The 21664-nt window shown below is 45.1% G+C and carries 20 protein-coding genes; 12 read left to right on the top strand and 8 right to left on the bottom strand.

All coding sequences use genetic code 11. The features are described from left to right. Nucleotides 1-48 precede the first annotated feature (48 nt). The 4 genes from K0O23_RS08010 to K0O23_RS08025 all read left to right on the top strand — a co-directional run bounded on the left by K0O23_RS08010 (nucleotide 49) and on the right by K0O23_RS08025 (nucleotide 4373). Nucleotides 49-2436 (top strand): TonB-dependent receptor, encoded by a 2388-nt coding sequence (locus K0O23_RS08010; protein WP_219876892.1) that lies wholly within the window; start codon nucleotides 49-51, stop codon nucleotides 2434-2436. A gap of 55 nt (nucleotides 2437-2491) precedes the next feature. Continuing rightward, nucleotides 2492-3052 carry a hypothetical protein gene (locus K0O23_RS08015; protein ID WP_219876893.1) on the top strand — a complete coding sequence of 187 codons (561 nt, stop codon included), beginning with the start codon at nucleotides 2492-2494 and terminating at the stop codon, nucleotides 3050-3052. A gap of 305 nt (nucleotides 3053-3357) precedes the next feature. Further along, nucleotides 3358-3936, top strand: coding sequence for a hypothetical protein (locus K0O23_RS08020; protein WP_219876894.1), 579 nt, complete (start codon nucleotides 3358-3360; stop codon nucleotides 3934-3936). A 242-nt stretch (nucleotides 3937-4178) separates the two neighbouring features. Continuing rightward, the gene (locus K0O23_RS08025) at nucleotides 4179-4373 is read left to right on the top strand and encodes a hypothetical protein (RefSeq protein ID WP_219876895.1); all 195 of its coding nucleotides are present in this window, start codon (nucleotides 4179-4181) and stop codon (nucleotides 4371-4373) included. A gap of 39 nt (nucleotides 4374-4412) precedes the next feature. Here the strand turns inward: K0O23_RS08025 and K0O23_RS08030 are convergent, their stop codons facing one another. Further along, complete coding sequence (locus tag K0O23_RS08030; RefSeq protein ID WP_219876896.1) at nucleotides 4413-5048, bottom strand: YdeI/OmpD-associated family protein; 636 nt, start codon at nucleotides 5046-5048, stop codon at nucleotides 4413-4415. Nucleotides 5049-5185: 137 nt separating this feature from the next. On the opposite strand from K0O23_RS08030, the gene K0O23_RS08035 reads away from it, so the two are divergent. The 3 genes from K0O23_RS08035 to K0O23_RS08045 all read left to right on the top strand — a co-directional run bounded on the left by K0O23_RS08035 (nucleotide 5186) and on the right by K0O23_RS08045 (nucleotide 7622). Continuing rightward, nucleotides 5186-6430, top strand: a complete 1245-nt coding sequence (locus tag K0O23_RS08035; RefSeq protein ID WP_219876897.1) for an MFS transporter — start codon at nucleotides 5186-5188, stop codon at nucleotides 6428-6430. A gap of 167 nt (nucleotides 6431-6597) precedes the next feature. Continuing rightward, entirely contained in the window at nucleotides 6598-7152 is a 555-nt protein-coding gene (locus K0O23_RS08040; RefSeq protein WP_219876898.1) for a hypothetical protein, read from the top strand. Nucleotides 7153-7289: 137 nt separating this feature from the next. After that, entirely contained in the window at nucleotides 7290-7622 is a 333-nt protein-coding gene (locus tag K0O23_RS08045) for a DUF4286 family protein (protein WP_219876899.1), read from the top strand. Nucleotides 7623-7703: 81 nt separating this feature from the next. On the opposite strand, the gene K0O23_RS08050 is transcribed toward K0O23_RS08045, so the two are convergent. The 3 genes from K0O23_RS08050 to K0O23_RS08060 all read right to left on the bottom strand — a co-directional run bounded on the left by K0O23_RS08050 (nucleotide 7704) and on the right by K0O23_RS08060 (nucleotide 11407). Further along, a complete protein-coding gene (locus tag K0O23_RS08050; protein ID WP_219876900.1) occupies nucleotides 7704-8174 on the bottom strand; it encodes a GNAT family N-acetyltransferase in 471 nt (156 codons plus the stop codon). A 143-nt stretch (nucleotides 8175-8317) separates the two neighbouring features. Further along, entirely contained in the window at nucleotides 8318-9061 is a 744-nt protein-coding gene (locus K0O23_RS08055) for an acyl-[acyl-carrier-protein] thioesterase (protein WP_219876901.1), read from the bottom strand. 150 nt (nucleotides 9062-9211) lie between these two features. After that, nucleotides 9212-11407 carry a prolyl oligopeptidase family serine peptidase gene (locus K0O23_RS08060; protein WP_219876902.1) on the bottom strand — a complete coding sequence of 732 codons (2196 nt, stop codon included), beginning with the start codon at nucleotides 11405-11407 and terminating at the stop codon, nucleotides 9212-9214. 237 nt (nucleotides 11408-11644) lie between these two features. On the opposite strand from K0O23_RS08060, the gene K0O23_RS08065 reads away from it, so the two are divergent. Further along, nucleotides 11645-12298, top strand: coding sequence for a 2OG-Fe(II) oxygenase (locus K0O23_RS08065; protein WP_219876903.1), 654 nt, complete (start codon nucleotides 11645-11647; stop codon nucleotides 12296-12298). Nucleotides 12299-12438: 140 nt separating this feature from the next. Here the strand turns inward: K0O23_RS08065 and K0O23_RS08070 are convergent, their stop codons facing one another. Beyond that, nucleotides 12439-13440 (bottom strand): sugar phosphate nucleotidyltransferase, encoded by a 1002-nt coding sequence (locus K0O23_RS08070; RefSeq protein WP_219876904.1) that lies wholly within the window; start codon nucleotides 13438-13440, stop codon nucleotides 12439-12441. A 246-nt stretch (nucleotides 13441-13686) separates the two neighbouring features. Here K0O23_RS08070 and K0O23_RS08075 point away from each other — a divergent pair, with 246 nt between their 5' ends. From K0O23_RS08075 to K0O23_RS08085, 3 genes are all read left to right on the top strand, one after another. Beyond that, the gene (locus tag K0O23_RS08075) at nucleotides 13687-14265 is read left to right on the top strand and encodes a LemA family protein (protein ID WP_219876905.1); all 579 of its coding nucleotides are present in this window, start codon (nucleotides 13687-13689) and stop codon (nucleotides 14263-14265) included. A gap of 90 nt (nucleotides 14266-14355) precedes the next feature. Continuing rightward, complete coding sequence (locus K0O23_RS08080; protein WP_219876906.1) at nucleotides 14356-14793, top strand: TPM domain-containing protein; 438 nt, start codon at nucleotides 14356-14358, stop codon at nucleotides 14791-14793. Nucleotides 14794-14797: 4 nt separating this feature from the next. Further along, entirely contained in the window at nucleotides 14798-15571 is a 774-nt protein-coding gene (locus tag K0O23_RS08085; RefSeq protein ID WP_219876907.1) for a TPM domain-containing protein, read from the top strand. A gap of 292 nt (nucleotides 15572-15863) precedes the next feature. Here the strand turns inward: K0O23_RS08085 and K0O23_RS08090 are convergent, their stop codons facing one another. Then, the gene (locus K0O23_RS08090; protein WP_219876908.1) at nucleotides 15864-16472 is read right to left on the bottom strand and encodes a hypothetical protein; all 609 of its coding nucleotides are present in this window, start codon (nucleotides 16470-16472) and stop codon (nucleotides 15864-15866) included. 244 nt (nucleotides 16473-16716) lie between these two features. Between K0O23_RS08090 and K0O23_RS08095 the strand changes: the two genes are divergently transcribed. Continuing rightward, nucleotides 16717-19332 (top strand): ATP-binding protein, encoded by a 2616-nt coding sequence (locus tag K0O23_RS08095; RefSeq protein ID WP_219876909.1) that lies wholly within the window; start codon nucleotides 16717-16719, stop codon nucleotides 19330-19332. A 6-nt stretch (nucleotides 19333-19338) separates the two neighbouring features. Here K0O23_RS08095 and K0O23_RS08100 read toward each other — a convergent pair whose 3' ends face one another. Then, on the bottom strand, nucleotides 19339-20703 hold the full coding sequence (locus K0O23_RS08100; protein WP_219877051.1) for a sigma-54-dependent transcriptional regulator: 1365 nt from the start codon (nucleotides 20701-20703) through the stop codon (nucleotides 19339-19341). A gap of 486 nt (nucleotides 20704-21189) precedes the next feature. Then, entirely contained in the window at nucleotides 21190-21546 is a 357-nt protein-coding gene (locus K0O23_RS08105) for a hypothetical protein (RefSeq protein WP_219876910.1), read from the bottom strand. Between the last annotated feature and the right edge of the window lie 118 nt (nucleotides 21547-21664).

A 21664-nucleotide genomic window follows, 5' to 3' on the forward strand; every position in this document is an offset into this window, starting at 1 on the left:
AGAGTAGCCTGTATTGGTTACGAATAAAGTATAGCTAAAACTAAAGTAGTGTTTAAATCTATTCAGAAAATATTAAAGTACCCGTTGCTGGCCTTATTGTTTGCTATTGTAGGCTTACAGCCTGTTGTGGCACAACAGGCAACTGTTGATGGCCCTGATGCCGGAGCAGAGCAGGACTGCGGCCTTACTATTTCAGGCAAAATACTGGACCACGATACGCGCATCACGCTTGTAGGTGCAACGGTCTATATTCCGGAGCTGGATAAGGCTGCTATTGCAGACGAGTACGGTAACTACCATTTTCATCACCTGTGCCGGGGCACTTATACTTTAAAAGTTACCTATATTGGGTTTGAAACAGAGAGCTTTACCATTAAACTAAACTCCTCTACCGTACGAGACCTGCAGTTGCATACTGATACCAGGCAGCTAAGCCAGGTAGAAATTACAGGCAGCCGTCTATCCCAGGAGGCGCAGGCATCAGGCACTATCTCAGGGCGTGAGCTTGAAGCAACGCGGGGCTTATCGCTTGGAGAATCGCTGAAGAATATCTCCGGAATGTCTACTATTCAGACGGGCCCTACTATTTCCAAGCCGGTAATTCATGGGTTGCACAGTAACCGCATCCTTATCATGAATAATGGTGTACGCCACGAAGGACAGCAATGGGGAGCAGAGCATGCCCCGGAAATAGACCCTTTTGTAGCCTCTGAAATAAAAGTAGTTAAAGGGGCCGCCGGTGTGCGCTATGGCGCTGATGCCATTGGAGGTGTAGTAATTATAGAGCCTAAACCTCTGCGCGATTCGGCAGGTGTAAGCGGCGAGTTAAACCTGCTTGGCACAACCAACAACAGGCAGGGCGCTATCTCTGCTACTGTAGATGGTAATGCCGCTAAAATCCCCGCTCTAAGCTGGAGGCTACAAGGCACGGCTAAACGCGCCGGCAATGCCCGTGCTGCCGACTACTATCTTCAGAACACAGGATTCAGGGAGGTTAATTTCTCCGGTGCTCTCGGGTATGAAAAAGAGAATTTTGGAGTTGAGGTATTTTACAGCCAGTTTAATACGCGGCTAGGAATCTTAAAAGCTGCCCACATCGGAAACCTGACAGACCTGGAGAATGCCATTGGCCGCGACCGTCCTGAGCAGACCAGTTACGATTTTAGCTATACTATAGAACGCCCTTTCCAGGATGTGCAGCACCATCTGCTAAAAACCAAAGCATACCTGAACACAGGCAATGCAGGCAGGCTTGAGTTTATATATGGATTACAACGCAACATTAGGGAAGAATATGATGCTCACCGGGCTTCCGGAACCACCCCTGAGCTATCGCTGGATATCATAACACATACCACCGAAACTGTATGGGAGCATAAGCCCTTAGGTAACGTGTCGGGTTCAGTTGGTGTGAGCACCATCTACCAGAACAATACCTACCAGGGGCGCTATTTTATACCTTACTTCCGAAACTTAACGGGTGGTGCGTTTATCATTGAGAAATGGCAAAAGGACAAATTCCAACTGGAAGGCGGTGTTCGTTACGACTTTAAGAAACTCAACATAACAAAGCGTGAGCGAAACGCTGACATTATTCGTCCGGAGTATAACTTCCATAACATATCTGGTACATTGGGCGCTTTGTATGATGTAGGCTATCACCTTACATTTGGTTTAAGCGCAACCTCTGCCTGGCGCGCACCAGGTGCCAACGAACTGTTCAGCGACGGGGTGCATCATGGCTCGGCAAGCTATGAGCGTGGTAACCGTAACCTAAACTCCGAACAAGCCTATAATTTTGAGGCTTCTGTAAACTACTATGCCAATCAGCGCCTGAACGGAAAGTTAAGCGTTTACAACAACTTTATTAACGACTACATTTACCTGGCTCCGGTTCAACCTGCTACACTTACCATCCGTGGGGCGTTTCCAACTTTTGAGTATAAGCAGGCAGATGCCATTTTCAGAGGTGTAGACCTGGACCTGGAGTATAGATTTATGCCAAACCTTTACTTGGAGTCCAGAACGTCTATTGTAAGAGCCATTAACAAAGACCTGGATGATTACCTGTTCGGAATACCAGCCGACAGGTATAACAACATGCTTCGTTTTGAGCCTGGCACTCTTGCCGGAATAAAAGGTCTTACCGGTACTCATATTGCCATAGGCGGTACTTACGTGGCAGAGCAAACGCGGGTGCCTACTAAGGCTGAGCAGGACTATATGGCTCCTCCTGCAGGTGCTTTTTTGCTTAACATGGAAATAGGCACTACCGTGTATGCAGGAAAGCAGCCTGTAGAATTAGGCATTACAGGAAATAATCTGCTGGATAAGCCTTACCGCGATTACCTTAACCGATTCAGATATTATGCTGACGATATAGGCCGTATGTTATTGTTTCGGGTTAAGCTACCGCTCAATTTTACCAAAAATTAATTCAACAAATTTTCTTTTATCAATTTTTAATCAAAACGCTATTAAACTTTTAACAATGAAAAAATTATTCAGACCACACCTGACATTTATATTAATGGGCGCTCTAATGGCATTTTCTGCTTGTGATGATCACGGTCACGAGCCGCATGACCATGAAGGAGAGCTAATCACAACCATGACACTTACTATGACTCCTCAGAACGGAGGCACACCAATAACGACAACTTTCAGAGATGTAGACGGAGATGGGGGACAGGCCCCTGTTATGACTCCTTCGCAGGTGGTGTTAAGTGCCAACACACTTTACAATACTAACATTACTGTGCTTGACGAGTCTCACGATTCAAAGGACCTTACAAATGAGATAAGAGAGGAAGGCCATGAACATGAGTTGTTCTTTTTACCATCACCTGCAGACCTGTTAACAGTAACCAAAACCGATCTTGACAAAAATAACCGTCCTATTGGCCTGCAAAGCACTATTCAGACTGGCGCAGCTAAAACCGGTACACTACGCGTGGTGTTAAAGCACCAGCCTGGTTTAAAAACTGCTACTAGCAACGTAAATACCGGCGAAACAGATGCTGATGTAACTTACAATATACAGGTTAAATAACCGGATATAATACTTCTAAAAAAGCAGGCATTTATAAAGTGTCTGCTTTTTTTATGGCTGCTAAATCAGCACTTTACAATTCACTTATGATCTTCATCGTTAACAGTATAGATTTACATAAACTGTTTTATTTTGCCAGGTGGTTTTTTCATGATCTGCACAGGGCTATTTTAAACTGCCATGTACGGTGGAGGCAATACAGACTTATAAACATAACCCAAATACACTTAGCATAGTATAAACCAAGTTTTATTCGTTTATAAATTTTAATACATAGAAAAGAGTATAACCACTACAATAAACTTATGAAAAGATTATTCAGACCATATTTGGCGCTATTGGTACTAGGCTCTTTGATGCTTACGGCCACATCGTGCGGCGATGACGAGCCTAAGCCACTTGAGGAAGAAGAACTGATAACCACCTTAAGGATTACGCTTGAGCCGGTAGGTAAAACTCAAACTGTAGTCGGCATATTTAGAGATGTAGACGGAGACGGCGGCAATCCTGCTACTGCAAATACGATGCGCCTGGAAGCCAATACAACATATAATGCCACTATTAAATTGTTTGACGAAAGCAAAAATACGCCAGTGGAATTAACCAATGAGATAAAGGAAGAAGCTGATGAGCATGAATTCTTTTACCAGGCCCTGGACAATCTGGCTTTATCTATCTCTAAAACCGATAGAGATAACAGCCAACGACCAATAGGCTTACAGGCACAAATTGTAACAACTAATACCAGCACAGGTAAACTGCGCATAACGCTTAAGCACCAACCCAACCTTAAAGTTGGCCCCAACGAGCCTAACCGCGAGCAAACTGGTTTAACAAGAGGCGAAACAGATATACAAGCTGAGTTTCCGGTAATTGTGGAATAGCCTTTTCTAAAATAATCATACTGAGAAAGAGACACTTACTAAAAGGTGTCTCTTTTTTTATTTCGTAATCAAACAAACAAATCCTCTTGGCATAATATTAGCTTATTACTATACTCAGTTAAAGCAACTTAATAATTCGACTAAATAAAACTATGAAACTGTTTACTAACCTTGGCTCCTGCCTTGTATTACCTGCTGCTTTTCCCCTTACTTCCTGCGAAAAATAGATACTTGAGCTTAGCATGGTTCCAGTAAATGGCATGATAGTAACAATGGTGCCAGAAGGCGGTGGCGAAGCAAAAAGCTTTACCATGAGCACTCCCTACACTGATGAAGATGGAAAAACCTACGGTGAAGTTAAAGAGGAGCATATCGTGCTACAGCCTAACACCACTGGATTGATGAAAAAAACTAAGCTACGAAAACAAACAATTTAGTAACAAGAAAGGGCGGCCAATTGGCCGCCCTTTCTTGTTTTATACTTTCTGCTGTTTCGCCTGTAAGTCTTCTAGCGTTTTCTGTATGCGTTTCACCCGTGTTTCGGGTCGCTTAGCCTCCAGCACGGGTAAGGCATATTCTTTACGGTGCGTAAAGGCTAGTTTATTAAACGTATCCAGCACTCCGCCATGCTCCAATGCCTTATGCATATCATCCGGCAATATAACCGTTTTAGCTTTGCGGTCTATGCCAGGCATGTCTACTCCAAACACAGATGGTTTATCACGATCTGACGTATGCCTGAATCTTACTGATGACCAGGTTTCATCCAGCGCAACCAGGCGTGTTGCCTCATAGCCAAGTTCAGCAACTGTTTTCCAGCCTTCGTCACGGCTAAGGTTTGTTTTGATGCCTGATGATTTTTTAGGATAAGCAATCCAGAAAAACGCCTTTGGTTTTAAAAGAGGGATTACCTGCTGCACAAAGTGGTCTACCTCCTCCTTGTTCCGCACAAAAAGCTGCACGGCATCATAAGTGCCTATATGCGGTACTTCTATGGCGTTGGCAAAAGTATAGCCTTCTGCTAACAGCACATCGGCCATGTGGTCTGGTGCATTAAGCAGCAGCAGCAATTGGCTGGGCTTTAGCTGTAGTTTCTTTCCTATCTCAGGCATAATGGCAAGTATAGTAAATCGGTTACTTAGTGATTAAAAATCTAATCTAGTATAAAATCAGCAGTAACTAAAGTATACCTCATCGCTTTGCAATTTATTAGGCATAAACTATATTTAAGGATACACAATCTGTTCCTATGCCACAACTAACCAAATCCAAACAAAAGCACTACTTGTTTAACGCGTCGGTAATTGTAGCCGCCCTGGGTTACTTTGTTGATATCTACGACCTGGTGCTATTTAGTATTGTGCGCATACCAAGTCTGCAAGATTTAGGTGTTACAGACCAGACGCAACTGCTGGAGCAAGGAGTTATGCTGTTAAACATGCAAATGGCTGGCATGCTGATAGGCGGAGTGGCATGGGGTGTGTTAGGCGATAAGCGTGGCAGACTATCCGTATTGTTTGGCTCTATCTTTTTATACTCCGCAGCTAACCTGATGAATGGTTTTGTCACCACTATACCTATGTATGCTTTTCTAAGGCTGATAGCGGGTATAGGATTAGCCGGCGAACTAGGTGCAGGTATTACGTTAGTATCGGAGGTGCTGCCTAAAGAAAAACGCGGTTACGGCACTATGGTAGTGGCTACAATTGGTATATCTGGCGCTATACTTGCCGGCATTGTGGGCGAGTATTTTGGCTGGCGCACAGCATACTTTATAGGCGGCGGCTTAGGTTTACTGCTGCTTTTCCTGCGTGTGAGTGTGTATGAGTCAGGAATGTTCGATAACCTTAAAAAGACAAAGGATGTTACACGTGGAAATTTCCTGAGCTTGTTTACAAATGGAAGCCGCTTCCGGAAATACCTGAAGTGCATATTAATAGGTGTACCGATCTGGTATGTGGTTGGTATACTGATCACATTCTCTCCTGAGTTCGGTATTGCGCTGGGCATGCAGGAAACCGTATCGGCTGCAAAGGCAGTATCTTTTTGCTACCTGGGGCTTGTGTTCGGCGATTTTGCCAGTGGCTACCTGAGCCAGAAGTTTAAGAGCAGGCGCTACATTGTAGTAGCATTTTTGGTGCTTACAGCACTCTTTATAGGCGTTTATCTTTTAGGGCACGCCTTTAGTCTCGATACTTTTTATACTTTATGCGTGGCCCTCGGTTTTGCAAGCGGTTATTGGGCAGTGTTTGTTACCATAGCAGCCGAACAGTTTGGCACTAACATACGCGCAACAGTCACCACCACTGTACCCAACTTTGTGCGGGGCGCCGTAGTGCCGCTTACCATCTCATTCAGTTACTTAAAAGATGGCATCGGCCTGGTGCCGGGGGCACTTATACTTGGTGGAATAAGTATAGCCCTGGCAGTGGTATCCATCCTATCGCTGGAAGAGACTTATGCTAAAGACCTGGACTATACTGAGCCCATTTAAGCCCATAACACTGAACTTCCACACGCACGACACAAAAGGCAATATTTATCATTAAATGCCTGAAAATAAAACATATACACTGACAAGAATCATCTAAAATCAACAACCATAGAATTGCACAGCAAGTATAAACATATACACATGTTTTGTTTAAATCATACTTGCTTATGGATAAAACCTTTACTTCTAAAATTTCCGATTATACTTCATTTTTTTTCTTTGCGCTGGTGCTTTTTTTGCCATCCTGCACTACGCATGTAGAGCAGGAAACCGAAGAGGCCACCACCACTACTAATTTTGCACCTGAAAAGGCCAGCCTTATTACTGTGGCTGCAATCGAAAGAACTGCAGATGAAGTATACTTCGACCTGATTGCTGAAACCGATAATTGCCTGGGCGAAGACCTATGGCTTGGCGGCAAGCTACAAAGCACCGATAAAGTGGTATTAAGCAATTCGGGAGCATTCTCTAAAACAAAAGAGTATGTTGTAACAGAGCTTACAGCTACCGGCCTGAACTCCAATAACACATACCAGGTAAACAATAATAACAATCTCATTCGGGCTAAGTACGACAATAAGAGCACTATTTACCTGCAGTTAAGCGATGGCCACATGCAACTAAAACCTTATCCGAGCGCAGCCCCTATTGTGGTAGCTTACAAAACTGTTCCGGAAAACGGCTATTACGAAGGCTCTTTAGGCCAGTGGCGTTGTAACTGATTTTTAACCTTCCGGAGGATTATACACTTCTGGTGGGCTTTTCAGATAGCAGAATAAAATCGGATTGAACTTCTACTATTTAGAATTAAACCTGAAATGTTATCTGCTGCATCGGCGTAATTTTCGTATTTTCGGGCATGATAATTTACAATGTAACTGTAAGTATAGATAGCAATGTGGCTGACGAATGGCTGCAGTGGATGAAAGAGGTGCACATGCCTGAGGTTATGGGCACAGGTTATTTCCTGGCAAACCAGATTTGCCGGGTAATGGGCGAAGAAGACACCGGTGGCACAACGTACGCAGTACAGTATACCTGCCGTAGTGTGGAGGACCTGCAGGAATATCAACGCGACCATTCTCCGGCACTGCAGCAGAAAGTGAACGAACGCTATGCCGGAAAGTATGCTTCGTTCAGAACGATGCTGGAAATTGTTGGCGTAAACGTAGAGCGTAAAGACCAGGAATAACCAGACCAGCATTAAATACAGAAGCCGCACCTAAAACAGTTAATCTGTACTTGGGTGCGGCTTTTGCTATTTCAGGAGTGGCTATACTTTATACTTCTGTATCTGCTCTTCTGTCATGGTGCAGTTTATCCATTCGCCGTCTAACTCTGCCCCAATCTTGTTGTAGAAGGCAATGGCCGGCTCATTCCACTCTAGTACCTGCCATCTAAAACGCTTTGCGCCGGTTAATTTGGCTTCCTCGGCTACAGCATCAAAAAGCTTTTTGCCTATGCCACTGCGGCGCAACCTCTCCGTAACTACCAGGTCTTCCAGGAAAAGTGTTTTGCCTTTCCAGGTAGAGTAGGCGGTAAAGTATAAAGCAATTCCCACAATTTCATTTTCCGCCGTTTCCGCCACAAAAAACTTAAAGATAGGATTCTCGCCAAAACCATCGCGGCGCATTTCTTCCAGGGTATTGGTTACCTCTAGTGGGGCTCGTTCATACTCTGCCAGTTCTTTTATCAACCCAAGTACCTGCGGCAGGTCGTCTATAATTCCTTTGCGTATGTTCATCTGACCAGTGATAAAAGTGATTTATCAGATTATTATTATTTGTGATTCAACTAAATTTATACTCTTAATCTATTACCCCGCATTCAGGCTAATGAGCTGACCTCCCGATTATTAATCTTATGCAATCAATCTAATCCCCTTAATCACCGGTCCCATAATGTTTTGGCCTGCACCAGTTCTTTTCCGGTTTCCTGGCTGGTTAATCTGTGCAAAAGTATACTTTCTGATGCTCCCATGCCAGCCTCTGATATAATTGTGTCTCCAAGTATACTTTCGGCTTTAAAGATGATATCCAGTTCCAGCAGCTGTTTTTGGTCTATTATCTCTAATGGCACCGTGTCGAGTATCCATTGCAGGTAGCGGGTATTGGTTACGTGTCTGTTCAGGTCGATGTCGTGCCAGCGTACGGGCATTTGTTCTTTATACTTTGGCTCTTGCAGCTGAGGCAACTTGCCTTTTGCAAACGGTAATGGCTCCTGGCCGGGCACTACTTCCACCTCCATTATAAAATCGGGCACAGATACCATTTGCCGCTTTACCACATCCATAACCAGCCACGCGCTTGTAGCCTGCCCCAACAGTTCTTTATCCGAAGTATAGATCCTGAAGTCGCGGTGCAGGAAAACCCTTTCTCTGCCAGAGGCCCATGTTTCTATAGTTATACTTTCTCCATGCTTCGGGTACCGGAACATCTCCACACGCATACGCTGCAAAACCCACGTCAGGCCTCGCTCCAACAGGTCGTACATCGATATGCCCAGATCTCTGGTATTTGCCCAGGCTGCCTCCTGCATGTAACTAACCAGTGCCGGCATGGTGGCTTTGCCGTGGTAGTCTATCTCGCTGGATCGAACTGTAAACTGGCTTGTGCCGGGGTAGGATTTCATAGTTGGCAGGTTTGGTGATGTGTAAAGGTAAAATAAATAGCAGTAGCTTTCGCTCGCCTCTGGCGAGCGAGGGCATTACTACTAAAAAAGCCGCGCTACCGAAAGCAGGTAGCGCGGCTAAAGTATAAATGGCAGATTTATACTTGGGTGTTACTGATTCTGATATGGGTTTACGCCCATGTTTTTATAAATAAACGAGTACGTATCGGCCCACTCCTGGATAAGCAGCGATGTCGGCTTACCGGCACCGTGACCAGCACGCACGTCAACTCTTATTAAGTATGGGTTGCCCGGAGCACCTTTATCCTGTAGCTCAGAGATGAACTTAAACGAGTGGGCTGGTACCACACGGTCATCGTGGTCGGCTGTTTTAACCAATGTGGCCGGATATTTTACGCCCTCTTTAATGTTGTGCAGCGGCGAGAAAGCATACAGGTTTTTAAATTGAGCCTCGTCGTCTGATGAGCCATATTCTGGTACCCACGCCCAGCCAATAGTAAACTTATGAAAACGCAGCATGTCCATTACACCCACAGCAGGAATGGCTACTTTAGCCAAATCAGGGCGCTGCGTCATGAAGGCACCTACCAGCAAGCCACCGTTAGAGCCACCAGCTACAGCCAGTTTATCAGACGAAGTATACTTTTGATTAATCAGGTATTCGGCTGCTCCGATAAAGTCATCGAACACGTTTTGCTTGTTTGGAGTCATGCCGGCTTTGTGCCACTCTTCGCCGTACTCACCGCCACCGCGCAGGTTTGGCATGGCATATACACCACCATTCTCCAGCCACAGCATGTTGGCAATGCTAAAGCTTGGCGTCATGGATATGTTAAATCCACCGTAAGCATATAGGTAAGTCGGGTTTTGGCCGTTTAGCTGGAGGCCTTTTTTGTACACGATAAACATAGGCACTTTGGTACCATCCTTGGAAGTATAAAATACCTGCTTTGTCTCAAAAGCATCGGTATTAATATTTACCTCAGTTTTGCGGAACTGCGTTACTTTGTTGTTTGGTACATCGTAGCGGTAAATAGTTGGCGGGTAGGTGAAAGATGTGAATGTGAAGAAAGTCTCTTTATTCTCTTTATCCCCTCCAAAGCCACTTACAGTGCCTAGTGTTGGTAATTCTACTGTGTTAAGCTGTTTTCCATTTTGATCGTAAACCACTACCTGGCTGGTGGCATCTTTCATGTAAGAGGCGATAATACGGCCACCTATCGAGGATACACTTTGCATCACATTCTGCGACTCCGGCACCACTACTTTCCAGTTTGCCTCCTGCGGCTTCTTCGGATCAATCATTACCAGGCGGTAACGCGGGGCATTCTTGTTGGTCATCACCAGCAGCTTGTCCCCGAAGTTATCGATCACGTTATATTCGCTCTCGAAGTTATCGATGATTGGCTTGATAGTAGACTTTGGATCGGTCAGGTCTTTATAGTATAAAGCATTGGCTCCGCTAGCTCCCTCAGATGCATTTAGAATCAGGAAACGCTCATCGTCTGTAGTCTGGCCGTAGAAGTTGCGCAGCGGCTTGGTTTTGTCTTCGTAAATAAGCTTGTCCTGGCTCTGCGGCGTGCCGATTTTATGGTAGTATACTTTGTGGTATTCGTTCTTGTTAGCCAGTTTGTTGCCTTCAGTTGGGGCATCGTAGCGGCTATAGTAAAACCCGTCTTTGTGCCAGCTTGGACCCGAGAACTTCACCCATTCTATCTTATCATCCAATATTTTGCCGGTAGCCGCGTCCATTACCTGGTAGGTGTTCCAGTCAGAACCTCCGCTTGATGTACCGTAAGCTACATACTTGCCATCCTTCGAGAACTGCAAGGCTGTAAGCGCCACTGTACCGTCAGAAGATAACTTGTTAGGGTCGAAGAATACCTTTGGTTCAGCCTCCAGGGTTTCCTGCACATACAGCACACTTTGGTTCTGCAGGCCATCGTTCTTAAAGAAGTAGTACTTGCCGCCCTCTTTAAACGGTGCGCCATACTTTGGGTAATTCCAGATCTCAGTCAGGCGGTTTTTTATCTTATCCCTGAACGCTATATCATCCAGATAATTAAAAGTTACCTTATTCTGAGCTTCAATCCACTCGTCAACCTCTTCGTTATGGGTTTCCAACCAGCGGTAAGGATCTGGAAGCTGCGTTCCGAAGTAGTTTTCAACGTGATCTCCTTTTCTGGTATTGGGGTAATCCAATTCTTTTTCTTTCTCAGCTTCTGCAGTAGCTGCAACTGTAGTTTCTGTTGTCATGCCGGTGACAGTTGTATCGTTTTGTGTTGATTTGCAGGCCGAAACAGCGGTCAGGCTGCCAGCCAATAGAATTGCTGTGGTCTTTCTCATAATGGCGTTGCCTTTTATTTTGTTTAAGAGTTAAGTGTAGCAAAGAACCAATATACGCATTTTAAAGCACAATTCAGCACGCTTTGCTTATGCCAGATGCCATTTACCTTTGGCCTTATACTTTAAAAACAGCCTCTTAAGTATAAAAACTTAGTTGGCTCCGTATACAACGGATGCGTATACTCGTTAGTTTTGCGCGCTTTTGCACTAACCTGAAAGTATATACTTGTTTAGAAGATGGAAGAAATAGAGGACGAGAGATTGCTGCTGAAATTTGAGCAGATCGCCGACAGGTTATCTGACAAAGGCTACGCCATTGTTGATAATTTTCTGGAGCCGGAAGAAGTACACAATCTACTCGAAGTGCTGCAACACCACCAGGAGCAGGGCACCTTTAAAAAAGCAGGCATCGGCACCGCCGACCAATTTACGGTAGACAAACAAGTACGCGGCGATTTTATTCGCTGGATCGAGCCATCAGAAGCCTTGCCTCCTACACAGATATTTCTGGATCGCATGCACGAAGTAATGCGCTACATTAACCGTACTTGCTTTCTGGGGCTTAAAGACTTTGAGTTTCACTTTACTGTTTATCCTCCCGGTACGGTTTACAAGCGCCACCTCGACCAGTTCCAGACAAACGATCATCGCCGCCTTTCTTTTATCTGCTATCTCAACGAAAACTGGACACCGGAAAATGGCGGTAACCTGCGTTTATACTTGCCAAATGAAGACGGATCTGAAGAAGAAATTGACATACTGCCAATTGCCGGCCGCCTTGCCTGTTTTAGGGCCGATTTGATACCGCATGAAGTATTGGCTGCCAACCGCCACCGCTATAGCCTAACCGGCTGGATGCTGGACCAGTTGAATGAACTGACGTTTTTGTAGAAGCCGAATGACCTCGCAGCGCCCGAAGGTCCCGCGAGTGTCTAGCCTGCTTGCTACGAAATAATAATAATAATATCTATCACATCATCAACAGAAATTCTTACCCAGACGCTCGCAGGAGCTGCGCACGCTGCAAGGTCTTACTGCGAAAAGTTGATCTCGGTGCTATCGCCAATGTTAAGGCTTTGGCTGAACCCTCGAAAAGATGCATCACTGCCTATAACAGAATCCTGCATAACGGCATAGCGCAGTTCTGAGTAAGACCCGATAATAGAGTTGCTAAGTATAGAGTTGGTAATGGTGGTATTATCGCCAATAGCCACATTTGGCCCAATGATAGAGTTTGTGATATTGCAGTCTTCGCCTATACTTACCGGGGGAATAATAATGCAGCCCGGGCATTGCTCACTGTAGTCGCTGGTTCGGAAACGGGGCTGGTTAAGCAGGGTAGCATTGGCAGCCAGTAAGGTATCTTTTTTACCGCAGTCAAACCAGTGGTCTACGCCCCAGGTCACCATTTTTTCGCCGTACTTGATCATGTGCATCAGCGCATCGGTCAGGTGGTATTCGCCCTGGGTACGCTGGTCTTCGGTAATAATATGCTCTAACGAACGCACGAGTTTCTTAGGATTCACAATCTTATAGAGTCCTACCAGAGCAAAATTTGATTTCGGGATCTTAGGTTTCTCGACCACTTTAACGATAAACTCATCGTTGCCAACCTCTGTAACGCCAAACAGCGATGGCTTAGAAACCTTCTTAACTCCCAGCACCGATGTAGGCGCATCAATAATCGGTTTAAGGTCTACGTCTACAATGGCATCGCCGAGCATAATCAGCAAGCTGTCGTCGTGCTCATACGTATGGCGGGCAATCCAGAGGGCATGGCCAAGACCTTCGCGTGGTTCCTGCACCACAAATTGGGCGTTTATCTGCGGATACTTTTTCCGGACATACTGCTCTACCTTCTCGCCCAGATACCCTATAATAAAAACAAAGTCGTTAATGCCGGCATCCAGCACCTTTTCTATAATGTGCCCAAGTATAGTGTTATCTGCTACAGGCACCAACGATTTAGGCTGCGTATGCGTGTGCGGCCTAAGCTTTGATCCAACTCCTGCTACAGGTATAACTGCTTTCATATACTATACTTTTCATGCAATATATTGAATTTATACTGTATTTTAAACTTTATCTATAGCTTAAAGGGCATTAAGTTATTGTTACCATTGCAGTTGCAACACTTAACTTAGAACCTATAATATTGTAATCTGTTAATTTTTTCATATTTGTTACCGTATACCAACGTGTGTTTGTTAAATTCGTACTGATATAGCTTTACCAGGCATCTTATAACGTATAGTATCCTTACATACATCTTTTAAACCATGAAAAAACTATTCTTTTACCTAATCGGATTTGTCATTTTAGTGTCACAGTCATCGTGTGGCTATAATACTATGGTGCAGAAAGACGAAACAGTGGAGGCAGCCTGGGCTAATGTGCAAAACGCCTACCAGCGCCGCGCTGACCTTGTACCAAACCTGGTAAACACCGTAAAAGGTGCTGCCAACTTTGAGCAGGAAACCCTGACACGTGTGATTGAGGCACGTGCAAAAGCTACCAGCGTGAATATCAGCCCCGACAATCTTAGTCCTGAGAATATACAGCGCTTTCAGCAGGCGCAGGGCGAATTGAGCGGTGCGCTAAGCCGCCTGCTTGTTTCTGTGGAAAGGTACCCTGAGCTAAAGGCAAACCAAAACTTTTTGGAGTTACAGGCCCAGCTGGAAGGCACCGAAAACCGGATTGCCGTAGAGCGCCGCAAATTTAACGAGGCCGTGCAGGACTACAATACCACTGTCCGATCGTTTCCTACTAACCTGATGGCTGGCATTTTCGGCTTTGAACGTAAAGGCCATTTCGAGGCAGAAGCCGGTGCACAACAAGCCCCAACGGTAGAATTTTAATCTTTAAATTGTTTAATGGCTTAATTGTTTAATAGTTGTTCTCGTGGGGGATTAACAATTGAACAATCCAACAATTTAACAATTCAATTTATGCCACGAGATACCATAACACCTGCAGACGAAGAGAAAATATCAGCAGCAATACGTGAAGCCGAGCAAAACACCTCTGGTGAGATACGCGTGCACGTAGAAAGCAACTGCGACAAAGATGTGCTGGACAGAGCTACAGAGATTTTCGCCGAACTGCACATGCACCAGACCAAGCTGCGCAATGGAGTGCTTTTTTATGTTGCCCTGGAAGATCACCAGTTTGCCGTGCTGGGCGATGCAGGTATCAACGCCATTGTTCCGGATCATTTCTGGGAAGACATTACTGCGAAGGTGATCAAACACTTTAAGCAAAAGCATTATGCCGAAGGCTTGGCAGAGGGTATATTAATGGCCGGCGAGCAGCTTAAGGCGCATTTCCCTTACGATCAGAAAGGCGATTTGAACGAACTGAGCGATGATATTTCGTTCGGAGACTAATTTTATGAAAAACTTTTTATTACTTCTATACTGCTTTCTTTTTAGTGCACTGGCATTAGCCCAGAACAGTGATTTTCCGCCTAAACCAAACCGGCTCGTAAACGACTACGCCGATATGCTGTCTGCAGAAGAGGAGCAGGCGCTGGAGCAAAAGCTGAAGAACTACAGCGATACTACCTCCACACAAATTGCCGTGGTGCTCATGAAATCCATTGGCGGCTACGACCCTAACCAGTATGCCGCCGAGTTGGGTGAACTCTGGGGAGTTGGTAAAGGGGAATATGATAACGGGCTGGTTATACTTGTAGCACAAGAAGAACGCACCGTTACGATACAAACAGGCTATGGCCTGGAAGAGTACGTACCCGATGCTTTGGCTAAACGCATTACTGAGCGTACGCTTAAGCCGGCATTCGCTAAAGGCCAATTTTTTGAGGGCCTGGATCAGGCCACCAGTCTCATCATAGACTTAGCCAGCGGAGCTTACACGGCAGACCCAACAATGGCAAACAATGAAGAGGAGGGCGAACCTTCTATCATCTTTATCATCATCATTGTTATACTTGTTTTGTTCATTTTGTCCAGAAGAGGTGGTGGCGGAGGTGGCCGTGGCAACAGGCGCTACTCCAGAACGTTTGGCGGCCCGGTTATCATTCCTGGCGGGTTTGGCACGTTCAGTTCTGGCGGTGGTATGTTTGGCGGCGGAGGCGGAGGTGGCGGCTTCGGAGGTTTCGGAGGCGGCTCTTTCGGAGGTGGCGGCGCCAGCAGCAGTTGGTAACTTTACACTTAGCTACTGATACCAATAACAAGGCCCTACAGGTATAAGTTTATACTTGCAGGACTTTATACTTTATAATCTTTTCTACCTCTTTTGGCCTTCTCTGGCGCAAGTTTTAAGCGCAGCGGTGGTTTATTACTTTATATGATAGAAAGTCTTCAGTCTTCCGTGAGTCATAGGTTATACTTTTGCATGGTCTCTATGGCGAATCTAAAGATGCGTTGCCTTGTAGCAAACAAGACGCAACGTATTGCGTCTTTACATTTCAGATAACGAGTCAACGAATAACGAATCAAGCCCCTCCCACAGCACCTACAATTACTACCATGTAAATTATACTTAGCACAGCTGCTCCGGCTCCGAAACCAGCCGCAGCGTTTCCGATCTTTCGTTTACGCGCCTGTTTCTGGTAAGATTCACGGTATACTTGCTCCTTCATCAAGTGGCGGTTTGGGTTATAGTCCGAATCTATATCTGCCGGTATAGCCGAAATAACAGCACCTGTTGCAAAGCCAGCTGCCGGGTGCATTATGGTAGAGCCCATGGTTGTCCAGAAAACGCCTCTTGCTTTGTAATAAGAATTAGCATCCAGCTTTGCCTGCAAACGCAGTTGGGCCATCTCGTTTATACTTGTCTCCTCATCAGTATAAGTATACTTTGCCACTTGTACGGGCTCTGCAGCGGCAACTAACTTCAACTGTGCTATCTCACTTCTGGGCATGGCCTGTACACGGCCGTTTAAATCGCTGAAGTAACGGTACTGTATCGTATCTGTACTCAAAGCTATTACTTTCCCGATTATCTGTTCCCCGTTCTTCTTTACAATTATATCCTGCCCAACAACTTTTACAGATACTAAAACCAGGCAACTCAAGAGCACCTTTATCGCATGACCAACCATAATACTTATAGATTTTATTAACAGAAACTATATTTTACCTACACTGGAGGCGCAGAATATTTATAAACGTATTTATACAAAATATAGCTATATTAATGATGCATATTGAATAAATTATATCACACTTTTTGCTTAAGCATTAGTTTTCATGTTGAATTATAGCTTTTTGCAATCATTTTTTTCCTTTTGGCGTTGTAAGATTTTGTCATGAGGAAAAACAAAAAAGCAGGTATAAACAATATACATGAGGCTATTCGGGGATAGTATTAAAGTTAAAGTTGTGGTTGGGTTTGGACTTGCCATCAGTATGGTGGTGGTTGCCATCTACCTGACGTATGCCAGCTTTACACAATTGCTAAACTCCGTAGATGAGCTAGCCAAGCCTAATATCAAGTTAAGCAGCCTGCACCGCACGCTTTCCACTATCTCTTCGGCAGAAAGCTCTATCAGGGCTTATACTTTAACCACTAAAGAGCAGCACTTTAAATCATACCTTAGCCACCTCGACACCATTGAAGGGCAGCTTGATACCTTGCGCTTTATGATGCAGGATAGCAAATCTAATGTTGCCCAGATAGACTCTATTGCGATACTGCTTAAAACCAAGCAAAACAGCATGCAACGCTTTGTGGCACTTAAAAAGGAGCAGCAGCGCCTTAACCCATCCGACAAAGCCCTTCGCCAGATCGTGTCTGTAGCTGAGTCCAAGCAAATGTCTACCACCATCAGGCAGCATACCACAACCACTATTTCAGACAGGTTGCCAAAAGATGTTGAACAAACTCAAGAGCAAGCTGAGTCTGGTTCTGAGGCTGCATTGAGCAAAAAAGGCTTTTTTAATAAGCTGTTTTCCCGTAAAGGAAAAGCCAGCCCGCAGGCTAGTACACCACCCCAGGTAATTAAGCCCGAAATAAATGTTACCCGCGAGATAAAAGTAGACACAAACAAAGTAGTTGCCCCTGTAACTCAACTAGCCAAAGTACGTCGCATCCTGAACAACGTAAAGCGTGAGTCGGAGAAAAAAGAGGCGATGCTTCAGGCCGAAGAAATGGCATTGCTGCAGCAGGATAAACAGATTATGGACCAGATAAGGGGGATGATGTATGAACTGGAGAAACACGAAGAGGCGCAGGAACAGCTAAATTCCGTAAGAGCCCGCGAAGAAGCCAAGAAAACTTCTACTATACTTTTACTGGTTGGTGTTATTGGCTTAGGCGGCGGTATAGCGTTTATACTTGTTATCCTGCGCGACATTACCCGAAGCAATAACTACAAGTCCAGCCTGATCAGGGCACAGAAACAATCGGTGCAGCTGGCACGGGCTAAGGAGGCCTTTGTAGCCAACATGAGCCACGAAATGCGCACACCACTAAATGTTATACTTGGCTTTACAGAACAAATGCAACACACAAACCTGCAAAAGCAACAGCAGGAGCATGTGCAGGCCATCAACAGTGCTGGCCAGCATTTGCTGCACATTGTAAACGATGTGCTCGATCTATCCAAAATAGAGGCCGGTAAACTAAGTATCAGCTCTGCTCCATTTAGCTTACAGCAGCTTATAACAGAATTGAAGCAGGCTTTTACCCTGAAAGCAGCTGCCAAGGGCATCAGCTTTCAGAGCCATGTGTCGGAAGATATGCCCGATGTTTTACAGGGAGATGCATTGCGCATAAAGCAGGTACTTTTAAACCTTATCGATAATGCTATAAAGTTTACACACGAAGGCAAAGTGCAGGTAAACATTGGTCTGAAAAGCCAGCGCCGCAACCGCATTACAGCAAGAATAACAGTAAGCGACACAGGCATCGGCATCTCCAAAGACCAGCTACAGCACGTATTTGGTGAGTTTAACCAGGCCGACGATTCTATACTTCGTAAGTATGGCGGCACGGGGCTTGGCCTGTCTATCAGTAAAAAGCTGGTAGAGATGCAGGGCGGTACCATGACTGTGAGCAGCGAAGCAGGCAAGGGCACAACATTTGCGATAGTACTACCACTGCTGGCCTCTCAGCAAAGTATAATTGTGCCTGCCCAGCCTATACTTTCTACAGGTTCTTTTGACGGTTATAAAGCCTTGGTGATAGATGATGACGCTTACAGCCGTACCTTAGCCGAGCTTATACTTACCAGATGGGGCATAAAAGTATACCTGGCAAACGACGGGCACGAGGCGCTGGAACTGGTAAAGAATAAAAAATTCGATGTGGTGCTTACTGACCTGCAGCTGCCTGGTGTAAGTGGCAAAACCGTTTCCAGGGCCATCCGAAAGTATGATAAGCAAGTTCCTGTTTTAGCTTTATCGGCAAATATACTTAGCAACGACCCTGATTTCTTTAAAGGCTCTGCCATAACCGGCCATTTGCTAAAGCCTTACACAGAAGTGGAAATGCATCAGTTACTGGCATCTGTATTACCATTGTCTCCTGCCAATACCGCTCCTGCTCAAAGTATAAATGCTGCTGCTATAGCCCCGGAAGCAGAAAGCCAGTTGTATAGTTTAGAGGAGATCAGCCTTTTTACGGGTTCCGATGAGCAACTGCTGATTACGGTACTGGAAGTGCTGCTAAACGATCAGAAGCAGAGTCTGGCGCTACTAAAAGCGCATGCCAGCGCTGAAGATTGGGATAAAGCAGGTTCTGTTGCCCATAAGATGATCACAGGGTTCAAGCAATTAAAAGCAGACACCGTGGTCCCGCACCTGGCAATACTTGAAAATGTGCTTCATAACCCAGACATAGATAAAGCTACTTTACCAGACGCAGCAATGCTGGCAGAAGCCAATGCCACAGAAGTTCTCGACGCATTAAAACAGCAACTGGAAAGTATAAAACAAGTAACAGCGCAGCCTGTTTCATAGCTTACGCTAAGCTTCGATGTTGTAGATCTTCAGCTTATTGTAAAGTGTTTTGCGGTCTATGTTCAACAGCCGTGCAGCCTTGGATTTATTGTACCTTACTTTTTCCAGCGTTTTAACGATCAATTCCCGCTCATTGCGTTCGGTTATACTTTTAAGATCTGTTTCCGAAGGATTTTCTGCAAAACCAGTTCTTACATCTGAGCTTACAGCCTCTGGCTTATAGTTTGCAACCTCTGGTGGAAGTACCTGTGTTGTAATTACGTTGCCTTTAGTTAGCAGAACAGCGCGCTTGATCACGTTTTTAAGCTCACGCAGGTTGCCTGGCCACCTGTAGTTAAGCATCACTTCTTCAGCGGCTGCATCAAATCCAGTTATGTTTTTTTCCAGTTCCTTGTTTGCGTGGTTTAGAAAATGGCGTGCAAAAAGCAGTACGTCACCATTGCGGTCACGTAATGGCGGTATATTTATCTTAAACTCGTTCAGGCGGTGATAAAGATCTTCCCGAAACTGGCCGTTACTGATAGCTTGCGCCAGATCTTCGTTGGTAGCAGCTATTACACGCACATTTATATCCTGGTCGGTGGTGCTTCCAATCTTCCGTATTTTTCTTTCCTGCAAGGTTCGCAACAGCTTAACCTGTACTTCGTAAGGCAGATTGCCAACTTCGTCTAGAAACAGCGTGCCGCCATCAGCAGCTTCAAACTGTCCTTTTGTATCCATCACCGCACCAGTAAAAGCCCCTTTCACATATCCGAACAACTCGCTGCCTGCCAGCTCTCTGGATAAGGTACCACAATCTATGGCTGCAAATGGTTTGCTGCTGCGTTTGCTGTTTTCGTGTATAGTGCGCGCTACATACTCTTTGCCGGTGCCGCTTTCGCCCTCTATAATTACCGAAAGGTTAGTTGGAGCCACCAAATGTATAAATTCCTCTATCTGTGCTGATTCTTCACTTAGCCCATGCACGTATTCTGCGTTGGCTGATACCTGCTGTTCGGGCTGTTCCTCTTCCTTCTTTTTAAGGGCACTGCGCACCAGCAGTAAAGTCTCGTCGGGGTTAATGGGTTTGGTAAGGTATTCCAGTGCCCCCAGTTTGATAGCCCTCACGGCAGTTTGTATATCCGCGTAAGTTGTCATGAGGATAACGGGTAGATGAGGCGAAATTGTTTTGATCTGCATCAGCAATTCCAGCCCATCTTTATCTGGTAGCCTGAAATCTGTAAGTATAAGATCGGGGTCAAAGGATTTAGCCAGTCGTAAACCATCATTGGCTGTAAACGCTGCTTCTACCTCATACTGCTGCCTTTGCAAAAAGGCTTTCAGCATCAGGCTAAAAGCAGGATCATCATCAATCAGAAGTATTTTGGGCATATGGCTGGGTGCCTGCTTTGCGCCGGGTTGGGCAGCAGGGCTCATCTCTAACGGCTAAAAACATTTATTGTTCGTTAATACCCGCATTAGGGTTACAGCCAGCATAAATTTACACCACTATAAAAAAAGAGGAAGCTCCCGCGCCAACGGAAGCTTCCTCTTTTATAACTTATATGTGAATGGCATAGCCACTTAACTGGCTTCTTTAATCAGCCTTTAAAAACTATCAACTGATGCAACAATGCTGCGCAGCGTAAGTTTTGCTTAAGGCTAATCGTTTATGAGTTTCACCAGCTTTCAGATCTCTGTTAGTACAGTCGACCTTAAGGTTATACCCTGGCGGTGCATTGGGCTTTGCTGTGTGCTGAACCGGGGTAGCCATGTTACTGGCAGGCCCGTTTAGTGCAGCAGCTACAGCCAAGACACTGTTGTTTATCATATTTTGTCAGTTAAATGCGTTTAAATATGCTTTAATCTTTAAATTTCTTATCGTTTGCCAGAAACAGTTTTACCATTTTTGTAAAATCTGGCTACTGTTTTCTTTTGTTCGGCATTTGTGAAGTATACTTCATACATCGGCTTTGGATCTGCCTTCTGCACGGTGCCTTTAATCAGATACACCTCGCTTACGTTCCATTCCTTTAAAGTTTCTGCCTGTAATGCCTGCTTTACAGCTTTTGGCAATTCATCAGTTGCTATCTGCTCTTTCCCTGTTTCATGCGGCACTCCCTGCAGCGCACCCTCCGGCAATTGCGACGATGCTGAAAGCGGAGCTTGTGCTTTTGCTTCCGTTAATAATCCAAGGGCAACCAGTACTAAGGCAAGTGCAAATACTTTATTCATATTTATTGTAAGCGTATCACGATTGATTCTCCTTAAAGCATAACCGTGCCAAAAAAGTTCGCCAATTTTAAATTCCTATAAATAAGACAATTACAACTCTTAACGCTCCTAAACACCT

The organism is Pontibacter aydingkolensis (genome assembly GCF_019443125.1).
Classification (GTDB): Bacteria; Bacteroidota; Bacteroidia; order Cytophagales; family Hymenobacteraceae; genus Pontibacter; species Pontibacter aydingkolensis.

What these genes read in the sequence shown, in the direction of transcription:
- K0O23_RS08015 (WP_219876893.1), top strand. Translation starts at nt 2,492, where the DNA reads ATGAAAAAATTATTCAGACCACACCTGACATTTATATTAATGGGCGCT.
- K0O23_RS08020 (WP_219876894.1), top strand. Translation starts at nt 3,358, where the DNA reads ATGAAAAGATTATTCAGACCATATTTGGCGCTATTGGTACTAGGCTCT.
- K0O23_RS08025 (WP_219876895.1), top strand. Translation starts at nt 4,179, where the DNA reads ATGGTTCCAGTAAATGGCATGATAGTAACAATGGTGCCAGAAGGCGGT.
- K0O23_RS08030 (WP_219876896.1), bottom strand. Translation starts at nt 5,048, where the DNA reads ATGCCTGAGATAGGAAAGAAACTACAGCTAAAGCCCAGCCAATTGCTG.
- K0O23_RS08035 (WP_219876897.1), top strand. Translation starts at nt 5,186, where the DNA reads ATGCCACAACTAACCAAATCCAAACAAAAGCACTACTTGTTTAACGCG.
- K0O23_RS08040 (WP_219876898.1), top strand. Translation starts at nt 6,598, where the DNA reads ATGGATAAAACCTTTACTTCTAAAATTTCCGATTATACTTCATTTTTT.
- K0O23_RS08045 (WP_219876899.1), top strand. Translation starts at nt 7,290, where the DNA reads ATGATAATTTACAATGTAACTGTAAGTATAGATAGCAATGTGGCTGAC.
- K0O23_RS08050 (WP_219876900.1), bottom strand. Translation starts at nt 8,174, where the DNA reads ATGAACATACGCAAAGGAATTATAGACGACCTGCCGCAGGTACTTGGG.
- K0O23_RS08055 (WP_219876901.1), bottom strand. Translation starts at nt 9,061, where the DNA reads ATGAAATCCTACCCCGGCACAAGCCAGTTTACAGTTCGATCCAGCGAG.
- K0O23_RS08060 (WP_219876902.1), bottom strand. Translation starts at nt 11,407, where the DNA reads ATGAGAAAGACCACAGCAATTCTATTGGCTGGCAGCCTGACCGCTGTT.
- K0O23_RS08065 (WP_219876903.1), top strand. Translation starts at nt 11,645, where the DNA reads ATGGAAGAAATAGAGGACGAGAGATTGCTGCTGAAATTTGAGCAGATC.
- K0O23_RS08070 (WP_219876904.1), bottom strand. Translation starts at nt 13,440, where the DNA reads ATGAAAGCAGTTATACCTGTAGCAGGAGTTGGATCAAAGCTTAGGCCG.
- K0O23_RS08075 (WP_219876905.1), top strand. Translation starts at nt 13,687, where the DNA reads ATGAAAAAACTATTCTTTTACCTAATCGGATTTGTCATTTTAGTGTCA.
- K0O23_RS08080 (WP_219876906.1), top strand. Translation starts at nt 14,356, where the DNA reads ATGCCACGAGATACCATAACACCTGCAGACGAAGAGAAAATATCAGCA.
- K0O23_RS08085 (WP_219876907.1), top strand. Translation starts at nt 14,798, where the DNA reads ATGAAAAACTTTTTATTACTTCTATACTGCTTTCTTTTTAGTGCACTG.
- K0O23_RS08090 (WP_219876908.1), bottom strand. Translation starts at nt 16,472, where the DNA reads ATGGTTGGTCATGCGATAAAGGTGCTCTTGAGTTGCCTGGTTTTAGTA.
- K0O23_RS08095 (WP_219876909.1), top strand. Translation starts at nt 16,717, where the DNA reads ATGAGGCTATTCGGGGATAGTATTAAAGTTAAAGTTGTGGTTGGGTTT.
- K0O23_RS08100 (WP_219877051.1), bottom strand. Translation starts at nt 20,703, where the DNA reads ATGCCCAAAATACTTCTGATTGATGATGATCCTGCTTTTAGCCTGATG.
- K0O23_RS08105 (WP_219876910.1), bottom strand. Translation starts at nt 21,546, where the DNA reads ATGAATAAAGTATTTGCACTTGCCTTAGTACTGGTTGCCCTTGGATTA.